The organism is Pseudomonas sp. PK-RTE-24, from assembly GCF_054052265.1.
The window spans coordinates 4,068,310-4,089,332 of sequence record NZ_CM133224.1 but is presented as its reverse complement, the minus strand read 5'-3'; the positions used below and the strand labels follow the sequence as shown (position 1 = coordinate 4,089,332).

The following is a 21,023-nucleotide window of genomic DNA, read 5'->3' as shown; positions in this document are numbered from 1 at the left end:
TTGGAATGCGGAGCGTCCCTTGAGGCATTCCCACGCAGAGCGTGGGAACGATCATTAGGCCAGTGCTTGGCACATGCCCAGCGCCATGCAATCCACTTCAAACGGCCCGAGAAAATCCACCGCAACCTTGACCGGTGGATTGCCGGCCATCAGGCCCAGCGTGTTGGCTCGTTCAATGTTGTGCGCGATGTTGTGGTTGGCCTCTATGGCCCGGGCCAAACCGCCCACCGAGCCTTGGCCAAACCCCAAGAGTGAGGCGCCGTTGGTCATCAGCGCGAGGCTGGCGATGACCCAGAGTCTGTAGCCTTTCATGCGCCGCCGACTCCTGCGAGTTCGGCCCTGTCGACCATCGCGCTTTGCGAGCGCAGTTCGAACTGGATGCCGGGGTGGGCGACGTCGATCGGGGCGTCGAAGCTGTGTTCCATTTGCGCGCCGATGCTGACGAACAGCACCACGGCCAGGTACAGACCGATGGCCAGGTAGGCGCCGCGTTTGGCGGAAGTGAGGATTGCGCTGGCCATGGTGTTCTCCGTGGGCAAAGGTTTCGATGGCCACAGAATCAATCAAAAAAGCCGAAGCAACCACTCAGGGTTTGCAATGGTGAATATCAGCTTCGTTGATTATTTAGCGGCTCTATTTGCCGGCGAGAGAAAACCTATGAGTGGAGAACGCGTACGCGCGTAGGAGCTGCCGAAGGCTGCGATCTTGTGATTGATCGTTCCCACGCTCCGCGTGGGAATGCCTCAAGGGACGCTCCGCGTTCCAATGGGACGCAGAGCGTCCCGGGCTGCGTTCCCACGCAGAGCGGGGGAACGATCAGGTTACGCGCGCGCGTAGGAGCTGCCGAAGGCTGCGATCTCTTGTTTGATCGTTCCCACGCAGAGCATGGGAACGATCAAGATCGCAGCCTTCGGCAGCTCCTACAAGGAGACGGGAATTTCAGGCTTGGGTTTTGTGATCCAGCGCGGCGTAGAAGTTGGCGCTTTGTTGCAGGTATTTCTGGGTGTAGCTCTGGGTGTGGGATTTTTTGCTGGCGATTTCGACGTTGGCACCGGCTGGCAATACCACGGTGGCAGAAATGGCGGAAGCGGCGATGACGGAGAAGAGATTGAAATTCATGGCGGTAACCCTCGTGTTCGTTTGCTTGGTTTGCCCGGTCGGGCTGTGAAACAAACGTAACGCTCGAGGGTTGCTCGCTTGAAATCTTTTGTAGCATTAGCCGATATCAGTGCAATTAATACAACGATGCAGGCCCCGCAGAACGGGGCCTGTGGCTTATTGTCGCACTACAAACTTCAGATCGCTTGGCGCGTCCATCGGCAGTTTTTGCACGGTTTTGCCGAGCAGACCGGTCTTGGCATCGCGTTCGACGACGACAATCTGGTTGCTCTTCTGGTTGGCGATCAAGACGAATTTACCGCTCGGATCGAGAGCAAACTCGCGCGGGTGATCACCCTCGACCGAGCGCTTTTGCAGCTCTTTGAGCTGACCGGTCGCAGGATCAATGCCGAACACTACAAGCTGATTGGCCGTGCCGCGATTGCTCACGTAGAGAAACTTGCCGTCAGCCGAAGCATGCAGCGCCGCGCCGGCCTTGTCCGAGGTTGGCTGGCCCGCCGCGAGATCGACCAACTGCGTCTGGGTCAGTACGCCGTCCTTGTAGTCGAACACCGCGACCTGTGCACTCATCTCCATGGTCAGCCAGGCGTGTTTGCCGTCAGCGCTGAACAGCAGATGACGCGGGCCACTGCCGGCCGGCAAGGCTACCGAGGCGGTTTTCGCCGGGGTTAGCGGCAGGTGCGGGTTGGCCTTCGGGTCGTACTGATAGATGAAAACCTTGTCCGCGCCCAAATCATTGGAGAACACATAGCGACCGTCCGGCGAAGACACCGTCGAGTGCACGTGATTCGAGGCCTGGCGCTCAGGGTTGACCCGACTGGCCGGGTGGCCGCTCATCTGCACCACCGGTTTCAGCTGGCCGTCGGCATCGACCGGCAATACCGCCAGGGTGCCGCCCGGGTCTTCCATCACCGAGTAGTTGCTGACAAACAGGTGTCTGGCATCAGCGCTGAGGCTGGAATGGGTCGGCTCGTTGCCCAGGCTCTGCACCTGATTGATCAGGCTCAGCGCGTGGGTCTTCGGGTCGATGGCGAAGCTGCTGACGCGGCCGACCGGGTCAGTCTGGCCCGGGCCGTTTTCGTTGACCACGAACAAGCGCTTCTGGTCTTTCGAGAGGGTCAGCCAGGACGGGTTTTCGGTCTTGACCACTTGCAGCGGCTTGGCGTCGATCTGGCCGGTGGCACTGTCGAACTGCATGCGGTAGATGCCCTGGCTGGAACCGGCGGTGTACGAGCCGACCAGCAACTGCAAGGTGTCGGCGCTGGCGCTGGAAAGCCCCATCGCGCCGACGCTGCCGGCCATCAGCAAAGGCCAGAAATTACGCATCTTCATTATTGTCATCCTCATCGTCGCTGCTGCTGACTACGTCGCCGAGGCACACCAGACGATGCTCGCCCGTGGTCTTGGTGTCGCTGGCGTAACCGACGATCAGCCAGCTCTGCAGCGTCTCATCGAACGTCGCTTGCGCGACCTGCGCCGGGGTGAATTCCCAGTGCTTGGCTGCACGGCCATCAATGCATTCGATGTGCAGGTTATCGTCCTCGTCGAGGGCGAATTCGAAGGCGTGCAGGCCATCGATTTCGACCATATCGCAGTGTTCGAGGGCGTTGAGAAGGGTTTGGGCAGTCATGGCAAACAGTCTTTCTAGGGGGGGAAAGGGCCAATGATAGCCCAATGTGATCCAGAGGCCTTATGGGAACACTTGTGGGAGCGAGCCTGCTCGCGAATGCGGTGTGTCAGGCCATGAAAGGCTGACTGAAAGAATGCATTCGCGAGCAGGCTCGCTCCCACAGGGGACATCGGCTTGGCTTTAGATCGCCTCTCGCGATGGCTTGCCATCCACCAGGCGCTGAATCCGCAGCGGGTTGGCGTTTTTCAGTGGTTCGGGCAGCAAGCTGTCCGGGTAGTTCTGGAAGCACACCGGGCGCAGGAAGCGATCGATCGCCAGCGTGCCCACTGACGTGCCGCGCGCATCGGACGTCGCCGGGTACGGGCCGCCATGCACCATCGAATCGCACACTTCGACACCAGTCGGATAACCATTGAGCAGGATGCGCCCGACTTTCTGTTCCAGCAGCGGCGTCAGTTCGGCGAATTGCTCGAAGTCAGACGGCTCACCAATGATCGTCGCGGTCAGTTGACCGTGCAGGCCGTGCAGCGCTGCGCTCAGTTGTGCCTGATCGGCCACTTCGACGATTACTGTGGTCGGACCGAACACTTCTTCCTGTAGCACTTCGTCGCCGCTGATCAACAGGCTGACATCGGCCTTGAACAACTGCGGCTGCGCCTGATTGCCCTGCTGCGGATTGCCGGCCAGATGCTCAATGCCGCTGTGCGCCAGGAGCTTTTCCAGACCTTTGCCATAGCTGCCGAGGGTGCCGGCGTTGAGCATGGTTTGCGCCGGTTGATCACCGATCGCAGCGGCGACTTGCTCTACAAACGCGCTGAACTGCGGTGAGCGAATACCGATGACCAGACCCGGGTTGGTGCAGAACTGACCGCAACCCTGCACTACCGAAGCGGTGAGGTCGCGCGCGACGGTTTCCGCACGCGTGGCCAGGGCCTGCGGCAAGACGATCACCGGGTTGATGCTCGACATCTCGGCGAACACCGGGATCGGTTGCGGACGTGCAGCGGCCATGTCGCACAAAGCGCGACCGCCCTTCAGCGAGCCAGTGAAACCTACTGCCTGAATTGCCGGATGCTTGACCAGCCATTCGCCGACGCCGCCACCGTAAATCATGTTGAACACGCCAGCGGGCATACCGGTTTTTTCTGCGGCACGAATGATCGCGTCGGCGACCAGTTCAGCGGTGGCCATGTGGCCGCTGTGGGCCTTGAATACCACCGGGCAACCGGCGGCCAGTGCTGCTGCGGTATCGCCACCGGCAGTGGAGAATGCCAGCGGGAAGTTGCTCGCACCAAACACCGCGACCGGGCCGAGGCCGATGCGGTACTGACGCAGATCCGGACGTGGCAGCGGCTGACGATCCGGCAATGCCAGATCGATCCGTGCGCCGTAGAAATCACCACGACGCAGGACTTTGGCGAACAGACGCATCTGCCCGCTGGTGCGACCACGCTCGCCCTGAATGCGTCCGGCCGGCAGCGCGGTTTCGCGGCAGACCACGGCGACGAAATCGTCGCCAAGCGCATCCAGCTCATCCGCGACCGCGTCGAGGAACTGCGCGCGACGTTCGGCGCTGAGGCTGCGATAGGTCGGGTAAGCCGCAGCGGCAGCCTTGGCGGCGGCATCGACCTCTTCGGCCGTGGCCTGGATGAAATCATGCGGCAGGGCATCGCCAGTGCTGGCGTCGACCGAGTGCAGTTTGACGCTACCGGCGGCGCTGCGCTGACCGCCGATGTAGTTGTGACCGAGAATCTGAGTCATGGGATCTCCTTAAAGGGTGCCGATGCTGTCCGGTTCAAAAGCCGCTTTGACCGGTGCGATACCGTTGACCAGCGCAGCGCCGAAGTCGGCCTGGCTGATCTCGAACGTGTCGCCCGGCTGGGTGCGGATGCCGTCGGCAAACGACAGGGTCGCAGTGCCGAAAAAGTGAATGTGCACGTCGCCCGGGCGCAGGAACTGACTGTATTTGAAGTGGTGGTACTCGAGGTTCGCCAGGCTGTGGCACATGTTGGCCTCGCCACTGAGGAACTCGTTCTGCCAGAGCACTTCGCCGTCACGCAGGATTCGGCTGGTGCCGGCAAGGTGTTGAGGCAATTCACCGGTACGAAGTTCCGGGCCATAACTGCAACTGCGCAATTTCGAGTGCGCCAGGTACAGGTAATTCTTGCGTTCCATGACGTGATCGGAGAACTCGTTACCGACGGCGAAACCGAGGCGATACGGCTTGCCATCGTTGCCGATGACATACAGGCCGGCCATCTCTGGCTCTTCACCGGCGTCTTCGGCGAACGGCGGCAGCGGGAACGCCTGCCCCGGACGCACGACAATGCTGCCGTCGCCCTTGTAGAACCACTCCGGTTGCACACCGGCCTGCCCCGCCGCCGGTTTGCCACCCTCCACGCCCCATTTGAAAATGCGCATGGTGTCGGTCATCGCCGCTTCATCGCCGGCCTGCTGGTGCATCTTGTCCCGCGCCGAAGCACTGCCCAGATGGGTCAGACCAGTACCGCTGACCAGCATGTGTGCCGGGTCCGGGTGATCCAGTGGCGGCAGGATGCGCAGGTCTTTGAGCAACTGCGCGTAGTCGTGGCTGGCACCGAGGCCGAGGCTTTGCACTTGCTGCTCAAGGGAGCTACCGGCCTCGATTGCCGCCAGGGCCAGATCACGGACACTGCGGGCGTCCTCGACTTCGCGGACCTGACCGTTGTCGACCACGCCGACCCGGCGCTCGCCGTTGGGTAATTCGAATTGAACCAGATGCATGATTTTCTCCTGTTCCATCAAAAACGCCGCTATCCCCTGTGGGAGCGAGCCTGCTCGCGAAAGCGGTGTATCAGTCACCAACAGTGTTGAATGTGATGGCCTCTTCGCGAGCAGGCTCGCTCCCACAGGGGCCAGTGTTGGTCAGTCAAGTTCGGGTCGCGCCACGGGCGCTGGCGGCGAACTGGTCGACGGGCAGCACATGCTTGCGTTCCAGCACGCGGTAAACGACGCCGGTCAGAATCAGCCCGAACACCATCACGCCCGAGAGGAAGTACAACCCCGAAGCCAGATTGCCGGTGTATTCCTTCAACGCGCCGATCACGAACGGCCCGATATACCCGCCCAGATTGCCCACCGAGTTGATCAAGGCAATCCCCGCCGCCGCACTCGCGCCAGCAAAGAAACGCCCCGGCAAGGTCCAGAACACTGCGGTGCATGAGAACAGCGCGAACGCCACCAGACACAGCGCCGCCAGTTGCGCCACCGGTAGCGACAGCCAGGCACTGAGGAACAGGCCCAGCGCACCGAGCACATAGAGCACCGCCAAGTGGCCGTAGCGATCGTTCAAGCGGTCGGAACTGCGCGGAATGATCAGCAGGCCGATGATCCCGAAAATGTATGGCACCGAAGAGACGAAACCGGTGACCAGATCGCTGCCGCCGAACTGTTTGATCAACGTCGGCAGCCACAGGCCCAGACCATAAATGCTCAGGGTCACCGGCAGATAGAACAGCGCCAGCAACAACACACGTTTGTCTTTCAGCGCATGCAGCGGATTGCCGTGACGGGTCTGGCCGTATTCCTGCAAGTCCTTTTTCAGTTCGCCGGTCAGCCAGTCTTTTTCCGCCTGATCCATCCACTTCACTTGCTGCGGGCTGTCCGGCAGCCAGCGCAGCACCGGCCAGGTCAGCAGGATCGCCGGGGTGCCGATGACGATGAACAGCCACTGCCAGCCGTGCAGGCCGAGGATGCCGTCCATGCCCAGCAAACCACCGGACACGGGACCGGTGATCATCATCGCGATCGGTTGCGAGAGGATGAACAGGCCAAGGATCTTGCCGCGATGGCGCACCGGGAACCATTGGGTGATGTAGTACAGCACACCGGGAAAGAACCCCGCCTCGGCCGCGCCGAGCAGAAAACGCATCACATAGAAGCTGTGCGGCCCTTGCACAAAGGCCATGCCGATGGTGATCGCGCCCCAGGTGATCATGATCCGCGCGAACCAGCGCCGCGCGCCGAAGCGTTCGAGCATCAGGTTGCTGGGAATCTCAAGGAGAAAATAGCCGATGAAAAACAGCCCGGCACCCAAGCCGTAGGCGGCATCGCCGATGCCGATGTCGGCGCCCATGTGCAGCTTGGCGAAGCCGACGGCGGAGCGATCCACATAGGCGATCAGGTACAGCAGGATCAGGAAGGGAATCAGTTTCAGTGTGATGCGCCGGACAAGCCGCAATTCCTGGCTCATGAGATCGGTCTCCGATTGTTGTTTTTATAGAACCTCGGGGGACGCCTCTCGCCAAAACAGCCAGGGCCATCCCTCCGTCGAAAACGACTATATAGTAATACTAATTACCCAACAACACTTCCAAAGCGCGGATTTTGAGCTTAGATTAAGCGTCAGCTCGCAAACAATAGTCTTACAATAAGAGAATCGATCATGTCTGATAAGAAACCCACCCTGCGCTCCGCCCAATGGTTTGGCACAGCCGACAAGAACGGCTTCATGTACCGCAGCTGGATGAAGAATCAGGGCATCGCCGACCATCAGTTCCACGGCAAGCCGATCATCGGCATCTGCAACACCTGGTCGGAACTGACCCCGTGCAACGCGCACTTCCGCCAGATCGCGGAGCACGTCAAACGCGGGGTGATCGAGGCCGGTGGTTTTCCGGTGGAGTTTCCGGTGTTCTCCAACGGCGAATCGAACCTGCGCCCGACCGCCATGCTCACCCGCAACCTGGCGAGCATGGACGTTGAAGAAGCGATTCGCGGCAACCCGATCGACGGCGTCGTGCTGCTCACCGGTTGCGACAAAACCACTCCAGCACTGTTGATGGGCGCGGCCAGTTGCGACGTGCCGGCCATCGTCGTCACCGGCGGGCCGATGCTCAACGGCAAGCACAAAGGCAAGGACATCGGTTCCGGCACCGTGGTCTGGCAGCTCAGCGAACAGGTCAAGGCCGGCACCATCACCATCGATGACTTCCTCGCAGCCGAGGGCGGCATGTCGCGTTCGGCGGGCACCTGCAACACCATGGGCACCGCGTCGACCATGGCCTGCATGGCTGAAGCACTGGGCACTTCGCTGCCGCACAACGCCGCGATTCCGGCCGTAGATGCGCGCCGTTATGTGCTGGCGCACATGTCCGGCATGCGTGCGGTGGAGATGGTGCGTGAAGACCTGAAACTGTCGAAGATCCTCACCAAGGAAGCCTTTGAAAACGCCATTCGCGTCAACGCCGCCATTGGTGGTTCGACCAATGCCGTGATCCACTTGAAAGCCATTGCCGGGCGCATCGGCGTCGAGCTCGATCTGGACGACTGGACCCGCATCGGTCGCGGCATGCCGACCATCGTCGACCTGCAACCGTCCGGGCGTTTCCTGATGGAAGAGTTCTACTACGCCGGTGGTTTGCCAGCGGTGCTGCGTCGCCTCGGCGAAGCCAATCTGATCCCCAACCCGAACGCACTGACCGTCAACGGCAAGTCCATCGGCGAGAACACCAAGGACGCGCCGATCTACGGCGAAGACCAAGTGATCCGCACCCTCGACAATCCGATTCGCGCTGACGGTGGCATCTGCGTGTTGCGCGGCAATCTGGCGCCGCTGGGCGCGGTGCTCAAGCCGTCCGCCGCTAGCGCTGAACTGATGCAGCATCGCGGTCGCGCGGTGGTGTTCGAGAACTTCGACATGTACAAGGCGCGAATCAACGATCCGGAGCTGGACGTCGATAAGGATTCGATTCTGGTGATGAAGAACTGCGGGCCGAAGGGTTATCCGGGCATGGCTGAAGTCGGCAACATGGGCTTGCCGGCCAAGCTGTTGGCGCAAGGCGTGACGGACATGGTGCGCATTTCCGATGCACGCATGAGCGGCACCGCTTACGGCACGGTGGTTTTGCACGTTGCCCCGGAAGCGGCAGCGGGCGGGCCTTTGGCGGCGGTGCAGGAAGGCGACTGGATCGAACTCGATTGCGCCAGCGGCCGTCTGCATCTGGACATTCCCGATGCTGAACTGGCCGCGCGCATGGCCGATCTGCAAGCGCCGCAACAGTTGTTGGTGGGCGGTTATCGTCAGCTGTACATCGATCACGTCCTGCAGGCGGATCAGGGTTGCGACTTTGACTTCCTGGTTGGTTGCCGAGGTGCCGAGGTTCCGCGTCACTCTCACTAACAGCGCAATTCCCCTGTGGGAGCGAGCCTGCTCGCGAAGAGGGAGTGTCAGTCGACATCTATTTGACTGATATGCCGCCTTCGCGAGCAGGCTCGCTCCCACAGTTGCTTTTGCGTATCGCCTCAAATCTGTGCCGTGCCTGCTATGATGCGCGGCATCTCCATCGCTCAGGATCGCGCCACTCCCCATGGATTACCGCAAACCTTCCGACCGTAAAAGCATGCACTCGCGCATCGTCCAGGAACTGGGCATGCAGATCGTCTCCGGACGCTTTTTGCCCGACGACAAACTGCCCGCCGAAGCCCTGCTTTGCGAGGAGTACGCGGTCAGTCGCCCGGTATTGCGCGAAGCCACGCGGGTGCTGGTGGCCAAGGGTCTGGTGTATTCCAAACCGCGCGTCGGCACCGTGGTCAAGGCTCGCCGCGAATGGCACATGCTCGACCCGGACGTGCTGCACTGGCTGATGCAAAGCAGCCCGCAGAATGAATTCTTCAACGTGCTGACCAGCGTGCGCAGCATCATCGAGCCGGCAGCGGCCGCCCTCGCCGCTCAGCATGCAACCGATGCCGACATCGCCGCGATCAACGAAGCCTACCAACGCATGGAAGCCGCGCCGACCCCGGAAGCGCTGTTGCAGCCGGACCTGGACTTCCACAGCCGCATCGCCGATGCGACGCACAACGACCTGCTGGCGAACCTGTGCAACATGTTGGCGGTAGCGATTGCCGAGGCGTTGAAGCATTCCAATCAACGGCCGAATCTGCATGAACTGGCGTTGCCGCGACACAAGGCGATTCTGACGGCGATCGAGAATCGTGATGCCCTGGGCGCCCGGCATGCGACGCTGGTGCAGCTGGATGATGCGCGCAGTGCGTTGAGTGTGGTGCTTGGCGCTGAGCTTTCTTAGGGCTTGAGACCGCTTGCCCTCACCCTAGCCCTCTCCCAGAGGTAGAGGGGACCGATTGGGGAATATTTGAGATTTACGCCGACTTGAACGTTCTGCTGTGAATCCATAACCGACTCGGTATTTCAGGTCGATATATCTAGCCGCACCCCTTGGTCAGTCCCCTCTCCCTCCGGGAGAGGGCTAGGGTGAGGGGCTCTTGATCTTGATTCACAAAAAAAGCCGCAACCCCTCAAGGTTGCGGCTTTGTCGTTTCAGCCTGTCAGATCAGTGGGCAAACAGCGAATTGCCCTTCTGCCCCGCCAGCTTCTCAGGCTTGATCAGGAACTTGGCCAGCGCCGGCAGCAGCCACAGCGCGCCGAACATGTTCCACAGCAGCATGAAGGTCAGCATCAGGCCCATGTCGGCCTGGAACTTGATCGCCGAGAAGATCCAGGTGCACACGCCGATCGCCAGGCACAGGCCGGTGAACAGCACCGCTTTACCGGTCGACTTGAGCGTCTGGTAATAGGCTTCCTGCAACGGCAGCCCGGCACGCAGGAAACTTTCCAGGCGGCTGTAGATGTAGATGCCGTAGTCCACGCCAATCCCCACGCCCAACGCCACCACCGGCAGCGTCGCGACTTTCACGCCGATGCCCATGAACGCCATCAGCGCGTTGCCGAGTACCGAGGTCAGCACCAGCGGCAAGACGATGCACAGGGTTGCCGCCCATGAGCGGAAGGTGATCATGCACATCACTGCCACGCAGATGTACACCAGAATCAGAATGGTCAGCTCAGCCTGTTTGATGACTTCGTTGGTGGCCGCTTCGATCCCGGCGTTACCGGCAGCAAGGATGAATTCCAGACCGTCCTTGTTGTTTTCCTTGGCAAACTCCTGCACCGCTTGCACCGCACGGTCGAGGGTTTCGGCCTTGTGGTCGTTGAGGAACACCAGTACCGGTGCCAGCGAGCAGCTGTTGTTGTACAGGCCATCGGCGCGGGCGATCGAGTTATTCAGTACGTCCGGGTTGCGCGACAGGGTTTCCCATTTCAGGTTGCCCTCGTTCATGCCCTTGATCATCTGCTTGGACACGGTCACCAGCGAGATCGCCGACTGCACGCCCTCGGTGTTCTGCATCTTCCACATCAGCTGATCGATCGGCGCCATGGCTTCGTAGCGCGAGCAGCCTTCAGCCTTGGTCTTGACCATCACCACCAGCACGTCGGAGCTGGTCGAGTAGTTGCTGATGATGAAGTTGTTGTCCTTGTTGTAGCGCGAGTCCGGACGCAGTTCCGGCGCGCCCTGGTCGAGGTCGCCGATCTTCAGGTTCTGGCTGTACCAGAGGCCGCCACCGAAGGCGATCAGCGCCAGCGCTACCGAAATCGGCGCGACTTTCGGGCTGGCGAAGTTCGACAGCAGACGCCAGAACGGGTGCTCGCGGTTGGCGTCCTTCTTGCTCTTGGCAATCGCGCGCTTGCTGATGCCGACATAGGAAATCGCCACCGGCAGCAGGATCAGGTTGGTGAACACGATCACCGCCACGCCGATCGACGCGCCGATCGCCAGTTCACGGATCACGCCGATGTCGATGATCAGCAGAGTGATGAAGCCCACCGCATCGGCCAGAATCGCGATCATCCCCGGCAGGAACAACTGGCGGAAGGTGCGCCGCGCAGCGGTCAGGGCGTTATCGGCCTCGCTGGATTGCAGGGCGATACCGTTGATTTTCTGCACGCCGTGAGAAATGCCGATGGCGAAAATCAGGAACGGCACCAGCATCGAATACGGGTCGAGGCCGAAGCCGAAGAAGTGCATCAACCCGAGCTGCCAGACCACCGCCACCAGCGTCGTACTCAACACAGCGATGGTGCTGCGGAGGCAGTTGGTGAACCACAGCAGCAGGATCAGGGTGATGACGAAGGCGACACCGAAGAACAGCACCACCATCACCAGACCGTCGATCAGGTCACCGACCTTCTTGGCGAAACCGACGATGTGGATCTTGATGTTGGGGTTCTGCGCTTCGAACTTGTTGCGGATCTTGTCTTCGAGCTCATGGGAGAACTGGCGATAGTCCAGCGCCAGCAACTTGCCCTGGTCCTGCGGGTCCGGGTAGGCCTCCAGCAACGGGATGTCGACGATGCTCGACTTGAAATCGTTGGCCACCAGACGCCCGACCTGGCCGGACTTGAGCACGTTGTTGCGCAGCAGATCGAGGCTGTCCTGGGAGCCGTTGTAGCTCTGCGGAATCACTTCACCGCCGGCGAAACCTTCTTCGGTCACTTCGGTCCAGCGTACGCTCGGGCTCCACAGCGATTTGAGGCCGGAACGATCGACGCCGGAAATGTAGAACACTTCGTCGTTGATCTGGCGCAGGGTCTCCATGTACTCCTTGGAGAAGATGTCGCCGTCGGTGGCTTCCACCGAAATACGTACGGTGTTGCCCAGGTTCGCCAGATCGTTGCGGTGTTCCATCATCTTTTCGATGAAGGGATGCTGCAGCGGGATCATTTTTTCAAAACTGGTCGACGGCCGGATCAGCGTGGCCTGCCAGAACAGGAAAATGCTCACCACCAGGCAGATCAGGATCACGGCCGGACGGTTGTTGAAGATCAGGCGCTCGAGAACCGTCGCCTTTTCCTGCTGAGGAGTGATCAAGGAAGTCATAGCCCCGCCTTCTTGTTATTGGTCTCGGCACCGTTTGGCTGGGTGATGTGCAAACCACCCTGCCCGGTCAGAATCAGGTTGCCGTTGCCAGCGGCGGTGACCGACGACAGCGAAATGCGATCCGGGCGGTTGAACACGCTGAAGGTTTCGCCGTTGTCGCTGCTGCTGATCACCGAACCGCCGTTGCCGACGATGACGATCGAGCCGTCTTCGAGCAGCGTGCCGCCAGACAGACCGAACTCCAGCGCACCGCGAGCGGCTTTGAGTTCTACCTGCTCCCAGTTGCTGCCGAAATCAGTGGAGCGATAGAGGTTGCCGCGCAAGCCGTAAGCCAGGAGGGTCTGCGGTTGCGCTGTGCCGATCACGCCGAACAGCGAACCTTCGTACGGGCCTTCAAGCTTTTCCCAGGTCTGGCCGTCATCGGCGGAGCGGAACATGCTGCCGGACTCGCCGACGATGAACAGCCCGGCGTCTTTCACGGCGGCGATGGCGTTGAGGTGGAACTGGTCTTCGTTGTCGAGGCGGTCGCTGACGTCTTCCCAGTGTTTGCCGCCGTCGGTGGTTTCCAGCAGCGTGCCATAGGCGCCCACGGCAAAGCCGCTGCTGGCGTCCTTGAACCAGACGTCGAGCAGCGGCGATTCGCGTGCGAGGTCTTCGAATTGTTTGGTCCAGGTCAGACCGCCGTCTGCACTGGCGAGAATCTGTGCGTCGTGGCCCACGGCCCAGCCGTTTTTGTCATCGACGAAATACACGGCGGTGAGCAGTTGCCGGGTTGGCACCTTGGCCTGGGTCCAGGTTTTGCCCTGGTCATCGGAATAGACGATGTGTCCGCGATCGCCGACCGCGACAAGACGCGCGCCGGCATGGACGACATCAAGAATCAGGCTTTTTGCGGCCTTGGCCGATTCGGTGGCATAGACCACGTCAGCCGGGGCCTCGGCGGCAATCACAGGTGCCGATAACGTGGCAAAGCCCAGCAGCGAGAGTGCTGTGGCCAGCAACGCGGTGTTGCGTAACGCCGGCGGGCGGCAACGACTCATAGACCTTCCCCTATTTATTATTGTTGGGCCATCGGGCCTTCAAGGGCGCCGCAAGGGTGCTCGGCTAGTGGCAGATCAGAAGCATAGTCCTGAAACCCGCAATCCAGAGCCCCTTCGGAAGCTGGCTCATCCTATCGGGCTTTGCAAATGTCTGACAATCGGCGCCGCGTTATCTTTTGTTAACCGAAAGCGGCTCTCTGTAACCCATCATTTTCCCTGTGGGAGCGAGCCTGCTCGCTCCCACAGGGTTTGTAGTGATGGTTGGTTTTGCGACAAAGGGTGAATGCGCAGCCATTCGTAGGATGGATGACGCAATTGTTGCGGAGGGGACTTGCAGGATCGGTATTATGGTATACCATCAGACGCACAGACACTCTCAATCCCCCAACGGAGCAGCTCATGAGTTTCGAAATTCGCAAGATCGTCAGCTATGTCGAAGAAACCTTCATTGAAGGCGGCAAGGCTACTGACAAGCCGGTGACCATGGTCGGCCTCGCCGTGGTGATGAAGAACCCGTGGGTGGGCAATGGTTTTGTCGAAGACCTCAAGCCGCAGATCCGCGCCAACTGCTCCGACCTCGGCGCCATGATGGTCGAGCGCCTGGTGGGCATCATTGGTGGCGCCGAGAAGATCGAGGCTTACGGCAAAGCGGCGGTGGTCGGCGCTGACGGCGAGATCGAACACGCGTCGGCGGTGATCCACACCCTGCGCTTCGGCAACCACTATCGCGAAGCGGTGAAAGCCAAGAGCTACCTGAGCTTCACCAACAAGCGCGGCGGTCCGGGCACGTCGATTCAGATCCCGATGATGCACAAGGACGACGAAGGCCTGCGTTCGCACTACATCACTCTGGAAATGCAGATCGAAGACGCGCCACGAGCCGACGAAATCGTCGTCGTGCTGGGTTGCGCCGACGGTGGCCGCCTGCACCCGCGTATCGGCAACCGCTACATCGATCTGGAAGAACTGGCCGCCGAAAAAGCCCAGTAATCACAACAAGAAAGGCATTGCAGGAGCGCTCCATGATTCGGCTCACCGCTGAACTCACCCCGGCTGGCACCAGTTACCTGGCGACCGGCCAAGGCCAGCCCGTGGTCTTGATCCACGGCGTGGGCCTGAACAAAGAAATGTGGGGCGGGCAGATTGTCGGCCTCGCCAGCCAGTACCAGGTGATCGCCTACGACATGCTCGGCCACGGCGCCAGCCCGCGCCCGGCCAGCGGCACCGACCTGCTCGGTTACGCCGATCAGTTGCTCGAGCTGCTCGATCACCTGAATCTGCCCCAGGCAGCGGTGATCGGTTTCTCCATGGGCGGTCTGGTCGCGCGGGCCTTCGCCCTGCATTACCCGGAGCGCCTGCAAAGCCTGGTGGTGCTGAACAGCGTCTTCAACCGCAGCGAAGAACAGCGTGCCGGTGTCATTGCCCGCACTGCGCAGGCTGCCGAACATGGCCCGGACGCCAACGCCGAAGCCGCCCTGTCACGCTGGTTCAGCCGTGAATATCAGGCGGCCAACCCGGCGCAGATCGCCGCGTTGCGCCAGACCCTGGCCAACAACGATCCGCAGGGTTACCTGACCACTTATGAATTGTTTGCCACCCAGGACATGTATCGCGCCGACGACCTGAGCAGCATTCAGGCGCCGACACTGATCGCCACTGGCGAGCTCGACCCTGGCTCGACGCCGGAAATGGCCGAGCAACTGGCCCGGCGCATCCCCGGCGCGAAGGTTGCCGTGCTGCCCGAGCAACGGCATATGATGCCGGTAGAGTCGCCGCGTCTGGTCAACCAGACGCTGCTGGAATTTCTCCAATTCGCACACGCCCGACAAAACCATATAAAGGGGATCGTTGCATGACACTCGCACGCTTCCAGATGTGCATCGGCGGAGACTGGGTCGACGCCCTCTCCGGCAAGACCTTCGAAAGCCTCAACCCGGCCTCCGCGCAGGCCTGGGCGGAACTGCCCGACGCCGATGAAGCGGACGTCGAACGCGCCGTGCAAGCAGCGCAAACTGCTTTTGACAGCCCGGCGTGGCGCGGTCTGACCGCCACTGCGCGGGGCAAATTGTTGCGCCGCCTCGGCGATCTGATCGCAGAAAACAAGGAACACCTGGCGCAGCTTGAAAGCCGCGACAACGGCAAGCTGATCCGCGAAACCCGTGGCCAGGTCAGCTACCTGCCGGAGTTCTTCCACTACACCGCAGGCCTCGCCGACAAGCTTGAAGGCGGCACCCTGCCGTTGGACAAGCCCGACCTGTTTGCCTACACCGTGCACGAAGCCATGGGTGTGGTCGCCGCGATCATTCCATGGAACAGCCCGCTGTACCTGACCGCGATCAAACTGGCCCCGGCCCTCGCCGCCGGCAACACGATTGTGATCAAGCCGTCCGAGCACGCCTCGGCGACCATTCTCGAGCTGGCGCGCCTGGCCCTCGAAGCCGGGATTCCGCCGGGCGTGGTCAACGTCGTCACCGGTTACGGCCCGAGCACTGGCGCCGCCCTCACCCGCCATCCGCTGATCCGCAAGATCGCCTTCACCGGCGGCGCGGCGACGGCACGGCATGTGGTGCGCAGCAGCGCCGAGAATTTCGCCAAGCTGTCGCTGGAACTGGGCGGCAAGTCGCCGAATATCATCTTCGCCGACGCCGACCTGGACAGCGCGATCAACGGCGCGATTGCCGGGATCTACGCAGCGTCCGGGCAGAGTTGCGTGTCTGGTTCGCGCTTGCTGGTGCAGGACGAAATCTACGACGAATTCGTCAATCGTCTGGTCGAGCGCGCCCAGCGCATCCGCATCGGCAACCCACAGGAAGACAACAGTGAAATGGGGCCGATGGCCACCGCGCAGCAACTGGCGGTGGTCGAAGGTCTGGTCGCCGATGCGATCGCCGAAGGCGCGCGTTTGCGCACCGGTGGCAAGCGTCCGGCGGATCTCGGTGAAGGCTGGTTCTACGAGCCGACGCTGTTCGAGTGCGACCGCAATTCGATGAAGATCATGCAGGAAGAAGTCTTCGGCCCGGTCGCCTCGGTGATTCGTTTCAAAGATGAAGCCGAAGCGCTGGCGATCGCCAACGACTCGCAGTTCGGCCTCGCTGCCGGCATCTGGACCCGCGACCTCGGCCGCGCCCATCGTCTGGCCCGCGATGTGCGCTCGGGGATTATCTGGGTCAACACTTACCGCGCAGTGTCGGCGATGGCGCCGATCGGCGGCTTCAAGAACAGTGGCTATGGACGCGAAAGCGGCATCGACTCGGTGCTGGCCTACACCGAACTGAAAACGGTGTGGATCAACCTCTCCCAGGCGCCAATGCCTGATCCGTTTGTGATGCGCTAGGAGTCCTGCGAAATGATCGAACCCGGCATTTACAAAGACGTCATGAGCTCGTTCCCGTCCGGCGTCACGGTGGTCACCACCCTCGACCCGGACGGCGGCATCGTCGGTATCACCGCCAGCGCGTTCAGCGCGCTGTCGATCGATCCGGCGCTGGTGCTGTTCTGCCCTAACTACGCCTCCGACACCTACCCGGTACTGCGCGATAGCAAGAAATTCGCCATCCATTTGCTCTCCGCCGAGCAGACCGCCGAAGCCTACGCGTTCGCCGGCAAGGGCAAGGAAAAGGCCAAGGGCATCGAGTGGCATTTGAGCGAACTCGGTAACCCGATTCTGGCCAAGGCGACGGCGATCATCGAGTGCGAGTTGTGGCGTGAGTACGATGGTGGTGATCACGCGATCATTGTCGGCGCAGTGAAGAACCTGATCCTGCCCGAGCAACCGGTGACGCCGATGATTTATCACAAAGGCAAGCTCGGTGCGTTGCCGACTCTGGCCTGACAGCCAGACACGATTGCCAATGTGGGAGCGAGCCTGCTCGCGAAAGCGGTCGATCATTCAACATTTGCATCGACTGACACGACGCCTTCGCGAGCAGGCTCGCTCCCACAGGAAACACCTGTGGATTGGAGGAATGATGAGTAACGATAAGTATGAAAAAGGCCTGAAAATCCGCACCCAGGTATTGGGCGAAGCCTATGTTCAGCGCTCGATCGAGAACGCCGACGACTTCACCCGTCCGCTGCAGGAAATGGTCACTGAATACTGCTGGGGCCATGTCTGGGGGCGTGAGGGTCTGTCGCTCAAGGAGCGCAGCATGATCAACCTGGCGATGATCTCGGCGCTCAACCGCCCGCATGAACTCAAGCTGCATGTGCGTGGCGCCTTGCGTAACGGCCTGAGTCGTGAGCAAATACGCGAAATTCTGCTTCAGGTCGGCATTTATTGCGGCGTTCCGGCGGCCGTGGACAGTTTCCGGCTGGCCCGTGAAGCCTTTGCCGAAGCCGACGCCGAGGCCTCCAGTTAACCCTCGGCTGTTTTGATGCCCGTCTGGCATGGACAGCCAAGCTCAAGAGCGGACCCCATGAAACGCCAGCCACTCGACGACAGCTTCAAGGTCAATCGCAACCCCGTTACCCTGCGCGAAATCGTGCTGGACAAACTGCGTAGCGCGATCATGAATTTCCAGCTCATGCCAGGCGATCGCCTGGTCGAACGCGACCTCTGTGATCGCCTCGGTGTCAGCCGCACTTCGGTGCGCGAAGCCTTGCGTCACCTTGAGTCCGAAGGCCTGGTGGAATTCGCCGACGCCAAAGGCCCGCGCGTAGCCATCATCACCCTCGCCGATGCCGTCGATATCTACGAATTGCGTTGTGTGCTCGAAGGCCTGATCGTCCAGCTGTTCACCCTGCGCGCCAAAGCCAAGGACATCAAAGCCCTGGAAAAAGCCCTCGATGACAACCGCAAGGCGTTGAAGGACGGCGAGTTGCAACAGGTGATCGACTCGGTGCAGGGCTTCTACGACGTGCTGCTCGAAGGCTCGGGCAACCATGTCGCCGCCACCCAATTGCGCCAGTTGCAGGCGCGCATCAGCTATCTGCGCGCGACCTCGGTGTCCCAGGAAAACCGGCGCGGCGCAAGCAATCACGAGATGGAAAAAATGGTCGAGGCGATCAAGAGCGGCGATCCGCTGGCGGCGCATCAGGCGTGCGTTGATCACGTCCGCGCGGCGGCTGCCGTGGCTCTCGATTACCTCAAGCGCAAGCAGGAAGAAACCGGCGTCGCCGTCAAAGGCACTCCGGCGATCACCCTGCCGATCGCGCTGAAAGAACCCCGCATAGGTCAATGACATGTTCAGCCCGAGCTTTTGCCCGAAATGCGGTGGCCCTGACCTCGGTCAGCAGACGCCGCCGGGCGATACGCACGAGCGCCTGATGTGCCGCGGCTGCGGCTATATCCACTACGTCAATCCGAAGATCATTGCCGGCTGCATCATTGAGCAGGACGGCAAATACCTCCTGTGCCAACGGGCGATCCCCCCGCGCCCGGGCACCTGGACGCTGCCGGCCGGTTTCATGGAAAGCGGCGAAACCACCGAGCAGGCGGCGCTGCGCGAAGTCTGGGAAGAAAGCGGCGTGCGCGCGGAAATCGTCTCGCCGTATTCGATTTTCAGCGTGCCGAAGATCAGCGAGGTGTACATCATCTTCCGCGCCATCGCCCTGGAGATCACCGGGCAGTACGGGCCGGAGACCATGGATTACAAGTTCTTCGCCCCTGAAGAGATTCCGTGGGAGCAGATTTATTACCCGGCGATCCGGCAGATTCTCGAGCGCTATATCGAAGAGCGCCAGGCTGGGATTTACGGGATTTACATGGGTAATGATGACAGCGGCAAGATCCATTTCATGCGCTGATCACCACCTATACCCCTGTGGGAGCGAGCCTGCTCGCGAAGGCGTCGTGTCAGTCGATACAAATGTTGAATGATCGAACGCATTCGCGAGCAGGCTCGCTCCCACATAGTTTGGTGGTGTGGCTCAGTTCGGGGCGATGCCTTCTACGATGATGATCTCCGCCCTCGCCCATTCTTCGCGGTAACTTTTCGCCTCCTGATACGCCGCCGAGCGATAGCACGCCACGGCCTGTTCGTAGCTCTCGAACTCGATGATCACCGTGCGCTGCGGCGTCTGCCGGCCTTCCAGCGCTTCGCTGCGCCCGCCTCTGGCGAGAAACTTGCCGCCGAATGCGGCAATCGCCTGCGGGGTGCGCTGGGTGTATTGGCTGTAGTGCTCGGCATCGGCTATATCCACATGTGCAATCCAGTACGCCTTCATAGTGACCTCTTTGTTGATTTTGTATTATGGTATACCAATATATTTCCAACGAACCCTGAGAGTCCAGCATGGCCTTCAACAGCATCGAAGAAATCATCGAAGATTATCGACTCGGCAAAATGGTCCTGCTGGTCGATGACGAAGACCGCGAGAACGAAGGCGACCTGCTGCTGGCCGCCGACCGTTGCACGCCGGAGGCTATCAGCTTCATGGCCCGCGAAGCACGCGGGCTGATCTGCCTGACCCTCACCGACGAACATTGCCAGCGTCTGGGCCTGGAGCAAATGGTACCCGCCAATGGCAGTGTGTTCAGCACTGCATTTACCGTGTCGATCGAAGCGGCGGTCGGCGTGACCACCGGCATCTCCGCGGCGGATCGTGCCTGCACCGTGGCCGCCGCCGTCGCGCCGAATGCCCGTGCCGAAGACCTGGTGCAGCCCGGTCACATCTTCCCGTTGCGCGCCAAGGAAGGTGGCGTGCTGACCCGCGCCGGGCATACCGAGGCCGGTTGTGATCTGGCGCGTCTGGCCGGTTTCACCCCCGCCTCGGTGATTGTCGAAGTGATGAACGACGACGGCACCATGGCCCGCCGCCCGGATCTGGAGCAGTTCGCGCGCAAGCACGGGATCAAGATCGGCACCATCGCCGACCTGATCCACTATCGCCTGAGCACCGAGCACACCATCGAACGCATCGGCGAACGTGAGCTGCCGACGGTGCATGGCACGTTCCGTTTGATCACCTTCGAGGATCGCATCGAAGGCGGTGTGCACATGGCGATGGTCATGGGCGACCTGCGCCGTGAAGAACCGACGCTGGTGCGCGTGCATGTGATCGATCCGCTGCGCGATCTGGTCGGCGCCGAGTACAGCGGACCGACGAACTGGACCCTCTGGGCAGCGTTGCAACGGGTCGCGGCGGAAGGTCATGGAGTTGTGGTCGTGCTGGCCAATCATGAATCGTCGCAGGCGTTGCTGGAGCGCGTGCCGCAGTTGACCCAGCCGCCACGGCAGTTCAGCCGCTCGCAGTCGCGGATTTATTCCGAGGTCGGGACGGGGGCGCAGATTCTGCAGAACCTTGGGGTTGGCAAGCTGCGCCACCTTGGCCCACCGCTGAAGTATGCAGGGTTGACCGGGTATGACCTTGAGGTGGTTGAGAGCATTCCGTTCACTGAATGACGCCGCCCTCACCCCAGCCCTCTCCCAAAGGGAGAGGGAGCCGACCGCGTTGACCGGTCGCTATACATCGACCTGGGATACCGAGTCGAACTCAGCTTTGAGCAGCATACGGATCCACTCCTTTCCCATTACCGAATCGGGCTCGGTTTTGAACAGCATGAAGATCGGCTCCCTT

At 61.1% G+C, this 21,023-nt stretch carries 21 protein-coding genes; 10 read left to right on the top strand and 11 right to left on the bottom strand.

All coding sequences use genetic code 11. From position 1 onward, the window contains the following. Window positions 1–54: 54 nt before the first annotated feature. From ACV8MC_RS18525 to ACV8MC_RS18490, 8 genes are all read right to left on the bottom strand, one after another. Window positions 55–312 (bottom strand): hypothetical protein, encoded by a 258-nt coding sequence (locus tag ACV8MC_RS18525; RefSeq protein WP_016775000.1) that lies wholly within the window; start codon window positions 310–312, stop codon window positions 55–57. Continuing rightward, window positions 309–521 (bottom strand): hypothetical protein, encoded by a 213-nt coding sequence (locus ACV8MC_RS18520; protein WP_039763920.1) that lies wholly within the window; start codon window positions 519–521, stop codon window positions 309–311. The genes ACV8MC_RS18525 and ACV8MC_RS18520 overlap by 4 nt, the downstream gene beginning before the upstream one ends. Window positions 522–939: 418 nt before the next feature. After that, window positions 940–1,119, bottom strand: coding sequence for a hypothetical protein (locus ACV8MC_RS18515; protein ID WP_016775003.1), 180 nt, complete (start codon window positions 1,117–1,119; stop codon window positions 940–942). 156 nt (window positions 1,120–1,275) lie between these two features. Next, window positions 1,276–2,451, bottom strand: coding sequence for a lactonase family protein (locus ACV8MC_RS18510; RefSeq protein ID WP_323620325.1), 1,176 nt, complete (start codon window positions 2,449–2,451; stop codon window positions 1,276–1,278). Further along, entirely contained in the window at window positions 2,438–2,749 is a 312-nt protein-coding gene (locus tag ACV8MC_RS18505) for a DUF5629 family protein (RefSeq protein ID WP_056789420.1), read from the bottom strand. Before ACV8MC_RS18505 ends, ACV8MC_RS18510 begins: the two co-directional genes overlap by 14 nt. Before the next feature lie 180 nt (window positions 2,750–2,929). Then, entirely contained in the window at window positions 2,930–4,510 is a 1,581-nt protein-coding gene (locus ACV8MC_RS18500; RefSeq protein WP_457262910.1) for an aldehyde dehydrogenase (NADP(+)), read from the bottom strand. A 9-nt stretch (window positions 4,511–4,519) separates the two neighbouring features. After that, window positions 4,520–5,512, bottom strand: a complete 993-nt coding sequence (gene araD1, locus ACV8MC_RS18495; RefSeq protein ID WP_217849064.1) for an AraD1 family protein — start codon at window positions 5,510–5,512, stop codon at window positions 4,520–4,522. Window positions 5,513–5,657: 145 nt separating this feature from the next. Continuing rightward, window positions 5,658–6,980, bottom strand: coding sequence for an MFS transporter (locus ACV8MC_RS18490; protein ID WP_457262908.1), 1,323 nt, complete (start codon window positions 6,978–6,980; stop codon window positions 5,658–5,660). 192 nt (window positions 6,981–7,172) lie between these two features. Between ACV8MC_RS18490 and ACV8MC_RS18485 the strand changes: the two genes are divergently transcribed. Further along, window positions 7,173–8,909, top strand: coding sequence for an IlvD/Edd family dehydratase (locus ACV8MC_RS18485; RefSeq protein ID WP_150635083.1), 1,737 nt, complete (start codon window positions 7,173–7,175; stop codon window positions 8,907–8,909). Window positions 8,910–9,096: 187 nt separating this feature from the next. Next, entirely contained in the window at window positions 9,097–9,816 is a 720-nt protein-coding gene (locus tag ACV8MC_RS18480) for a FadR/GntR family transcriptional regulator (RefSeq protein WP_024013185.1), read from the top strand. Window positions 9,817–10,080: 264 nt separating this feature from the next. Here ACV8MC_RS18480 and ACV8MC_RS18475 read toward each other — a convergent pair whose 3' ends face one another. Together ACV8MC_RS18475 and ACV8MC_RS18470 are read right to left on the bottom strand one after the other, a co-directional pair. Beyond that, on the bottom strand, window positions 10,081–12,465 hold the full coding sequence (locus ACV8MC_RS18475; RefSeq protein ID WP_042606775.1) for an efflux RND transporter permease subunit: 2,385 nt from the start codon (window positions 12,463–12,465) through the stop codon (window positions 10,081–10,083). Next, window positions 12,462–13,505 (bottom strand): WD40/YVTN/BNR-like repeat-containing protein, encoded by a 1,044-nt coding sequence (locus ACV8MC_RS18470; protein ID WP_016775010.1) that lies wholly within the window; start codon window positions 13,503–13,505, stop codon window positions 12,462–12,464. The genes ACV8MC_RS18475 and ACV8MC_RS18470 overlap by 4 nt, the downstream gene beginning before the upstream one ends. A 399-nt stretch (window positions 13,506–13,904) precedes the next feature. Here ACV8MC_RS18470 and ACV8MC_RS18465 point away from each other — a divergent pair, with 399 nt between their 5' ends. The 7 genes from ACV8MC_RS18465 (at window position 13,905) to ACV8MC_RS18435 (ending at window position 19,250) form a co-directional block, all read left to right on the top strand. After that, a complete protein-coding gene (locus ACV8MC_RS18465; RefSeq protein WP_007968626.1) occupies window positions 13,905–14,495 on the top strand; it encodes an amino acid synthesis family protein in 591 nt (196 codons plus the stop codon). A 32-nt stretch (window positions 14,496–14,527) separates the two neighbouring features. Beyond that, window positions 14,528–15,361, top strand: a complete 834-nt coding sequence (locus ACV8MC_RS18460; RefSeq protein ID WP_457262904.1) for an alpha/beta fold hydrolase — start codon at window positions 14,528–14,530, stop codon at window positions 15,359–15,361. Next, window positions 15,358–16,839: an aldehyde dehydrogenase gene (locus ACV8MC_RS18455; protein WP_125927343.1), complete on the top strand. Its 1,482-nt coding sequence runs from the start codon at window positions 15,358–15,360 to the stop codon at window positions 16,837–16,839. Before ACV8MC_RS18460 ends, ACV8MC_RS18455 begins: the two co-directional genes overlap by 4 nt. Window positions 16,840–16,851: 12 nt before the next feature. After that, window positions 16,852–17,337: a flavin reductase family protein gene (locus ACV8MC_RS18450; RefSeq protein ID WP_457262902.1), complete on the top strand. Its 486-nt coding sequence runs from the start codon at window positions 16,852–16,854 to the stop codon at window positions 17,335–17,337. A gap of 136 nt (window positions 17,338–17,473) precedes the next feature. Beyond that, on the top strand, window positions 17,474–17,863 hold the full coding sequence (locus tag ACV8MC_RS18445) for a carboxymuconolactone decarboxylase family protein (protein WP_003225716.1): 390 nt from the start codon (window positions 17,474–17,476) through the stop codon (window positions 17,861–17,863). A gap of 57 nt (window positions 17,864–17,920) precedes the next feature. Next, the gene (locus ACV8MC_RS18440) at window positions 17,921–18,685 is read left to right on the top strand and encodes a GntR family transcriptional regulator (RefSeq protein ID WP_042606770.1); all 765 of its coding nucleotides are present in this window, start codon (window positions 17,921–17,923) and stop codon (window positions 18,683–18,685) included. Window position 18,686: 1 nt separating this feature from the next. Further along, a complete protein-coding gene (locus tag ACV8MC_RS18435; RefSeq protein ID WP_375122296.1) occupies window positions 18,687–19,250 on the top strand; it encodes an NUDIX hydrolase in 564 nt (187 codons plus the stop codon). 123 nt (window positions 19,251–19,373) lie between these two features. Here ACV8MC_RS18435 and ACV8MC_RS18430 read toward each other — a convergent pair whose 3' ends face one another. Continuing rightward, complete coding sequence (locus ACV8MC_RS18430; protein ID WP_305380929.1) at window positions 19,374–19,670, bottom strand: DUF1330 domain-containing protein; 297 nt, start codon at window positions 19,668–19,670, stop codon at window positions 19,374–19,376. A gap of 68 nt (window positions 19,671–19,738) precedes the next feature. On the opposite strand from ACV8MC_RS18430, the gene ribBA reads away from it, so the two are divergent. Next, window positions 19,739–20,848: a bifunctional 3,4-dihydroxy-2-butanone-4-phosphate synthase/GTP cyclohydrolase II gene (gene ribBA / locus ACV8MC_RS18425; RefSeq protein WP_016775017.1), complete on the top strand. Its 1,110-nt coding sequence runs from the start codon at window positions 19,739–19,741 to the stop codon at window positions 20,846–20,848. Window positions 20,849–21,023: the final 175 nt, after the last annotated feature.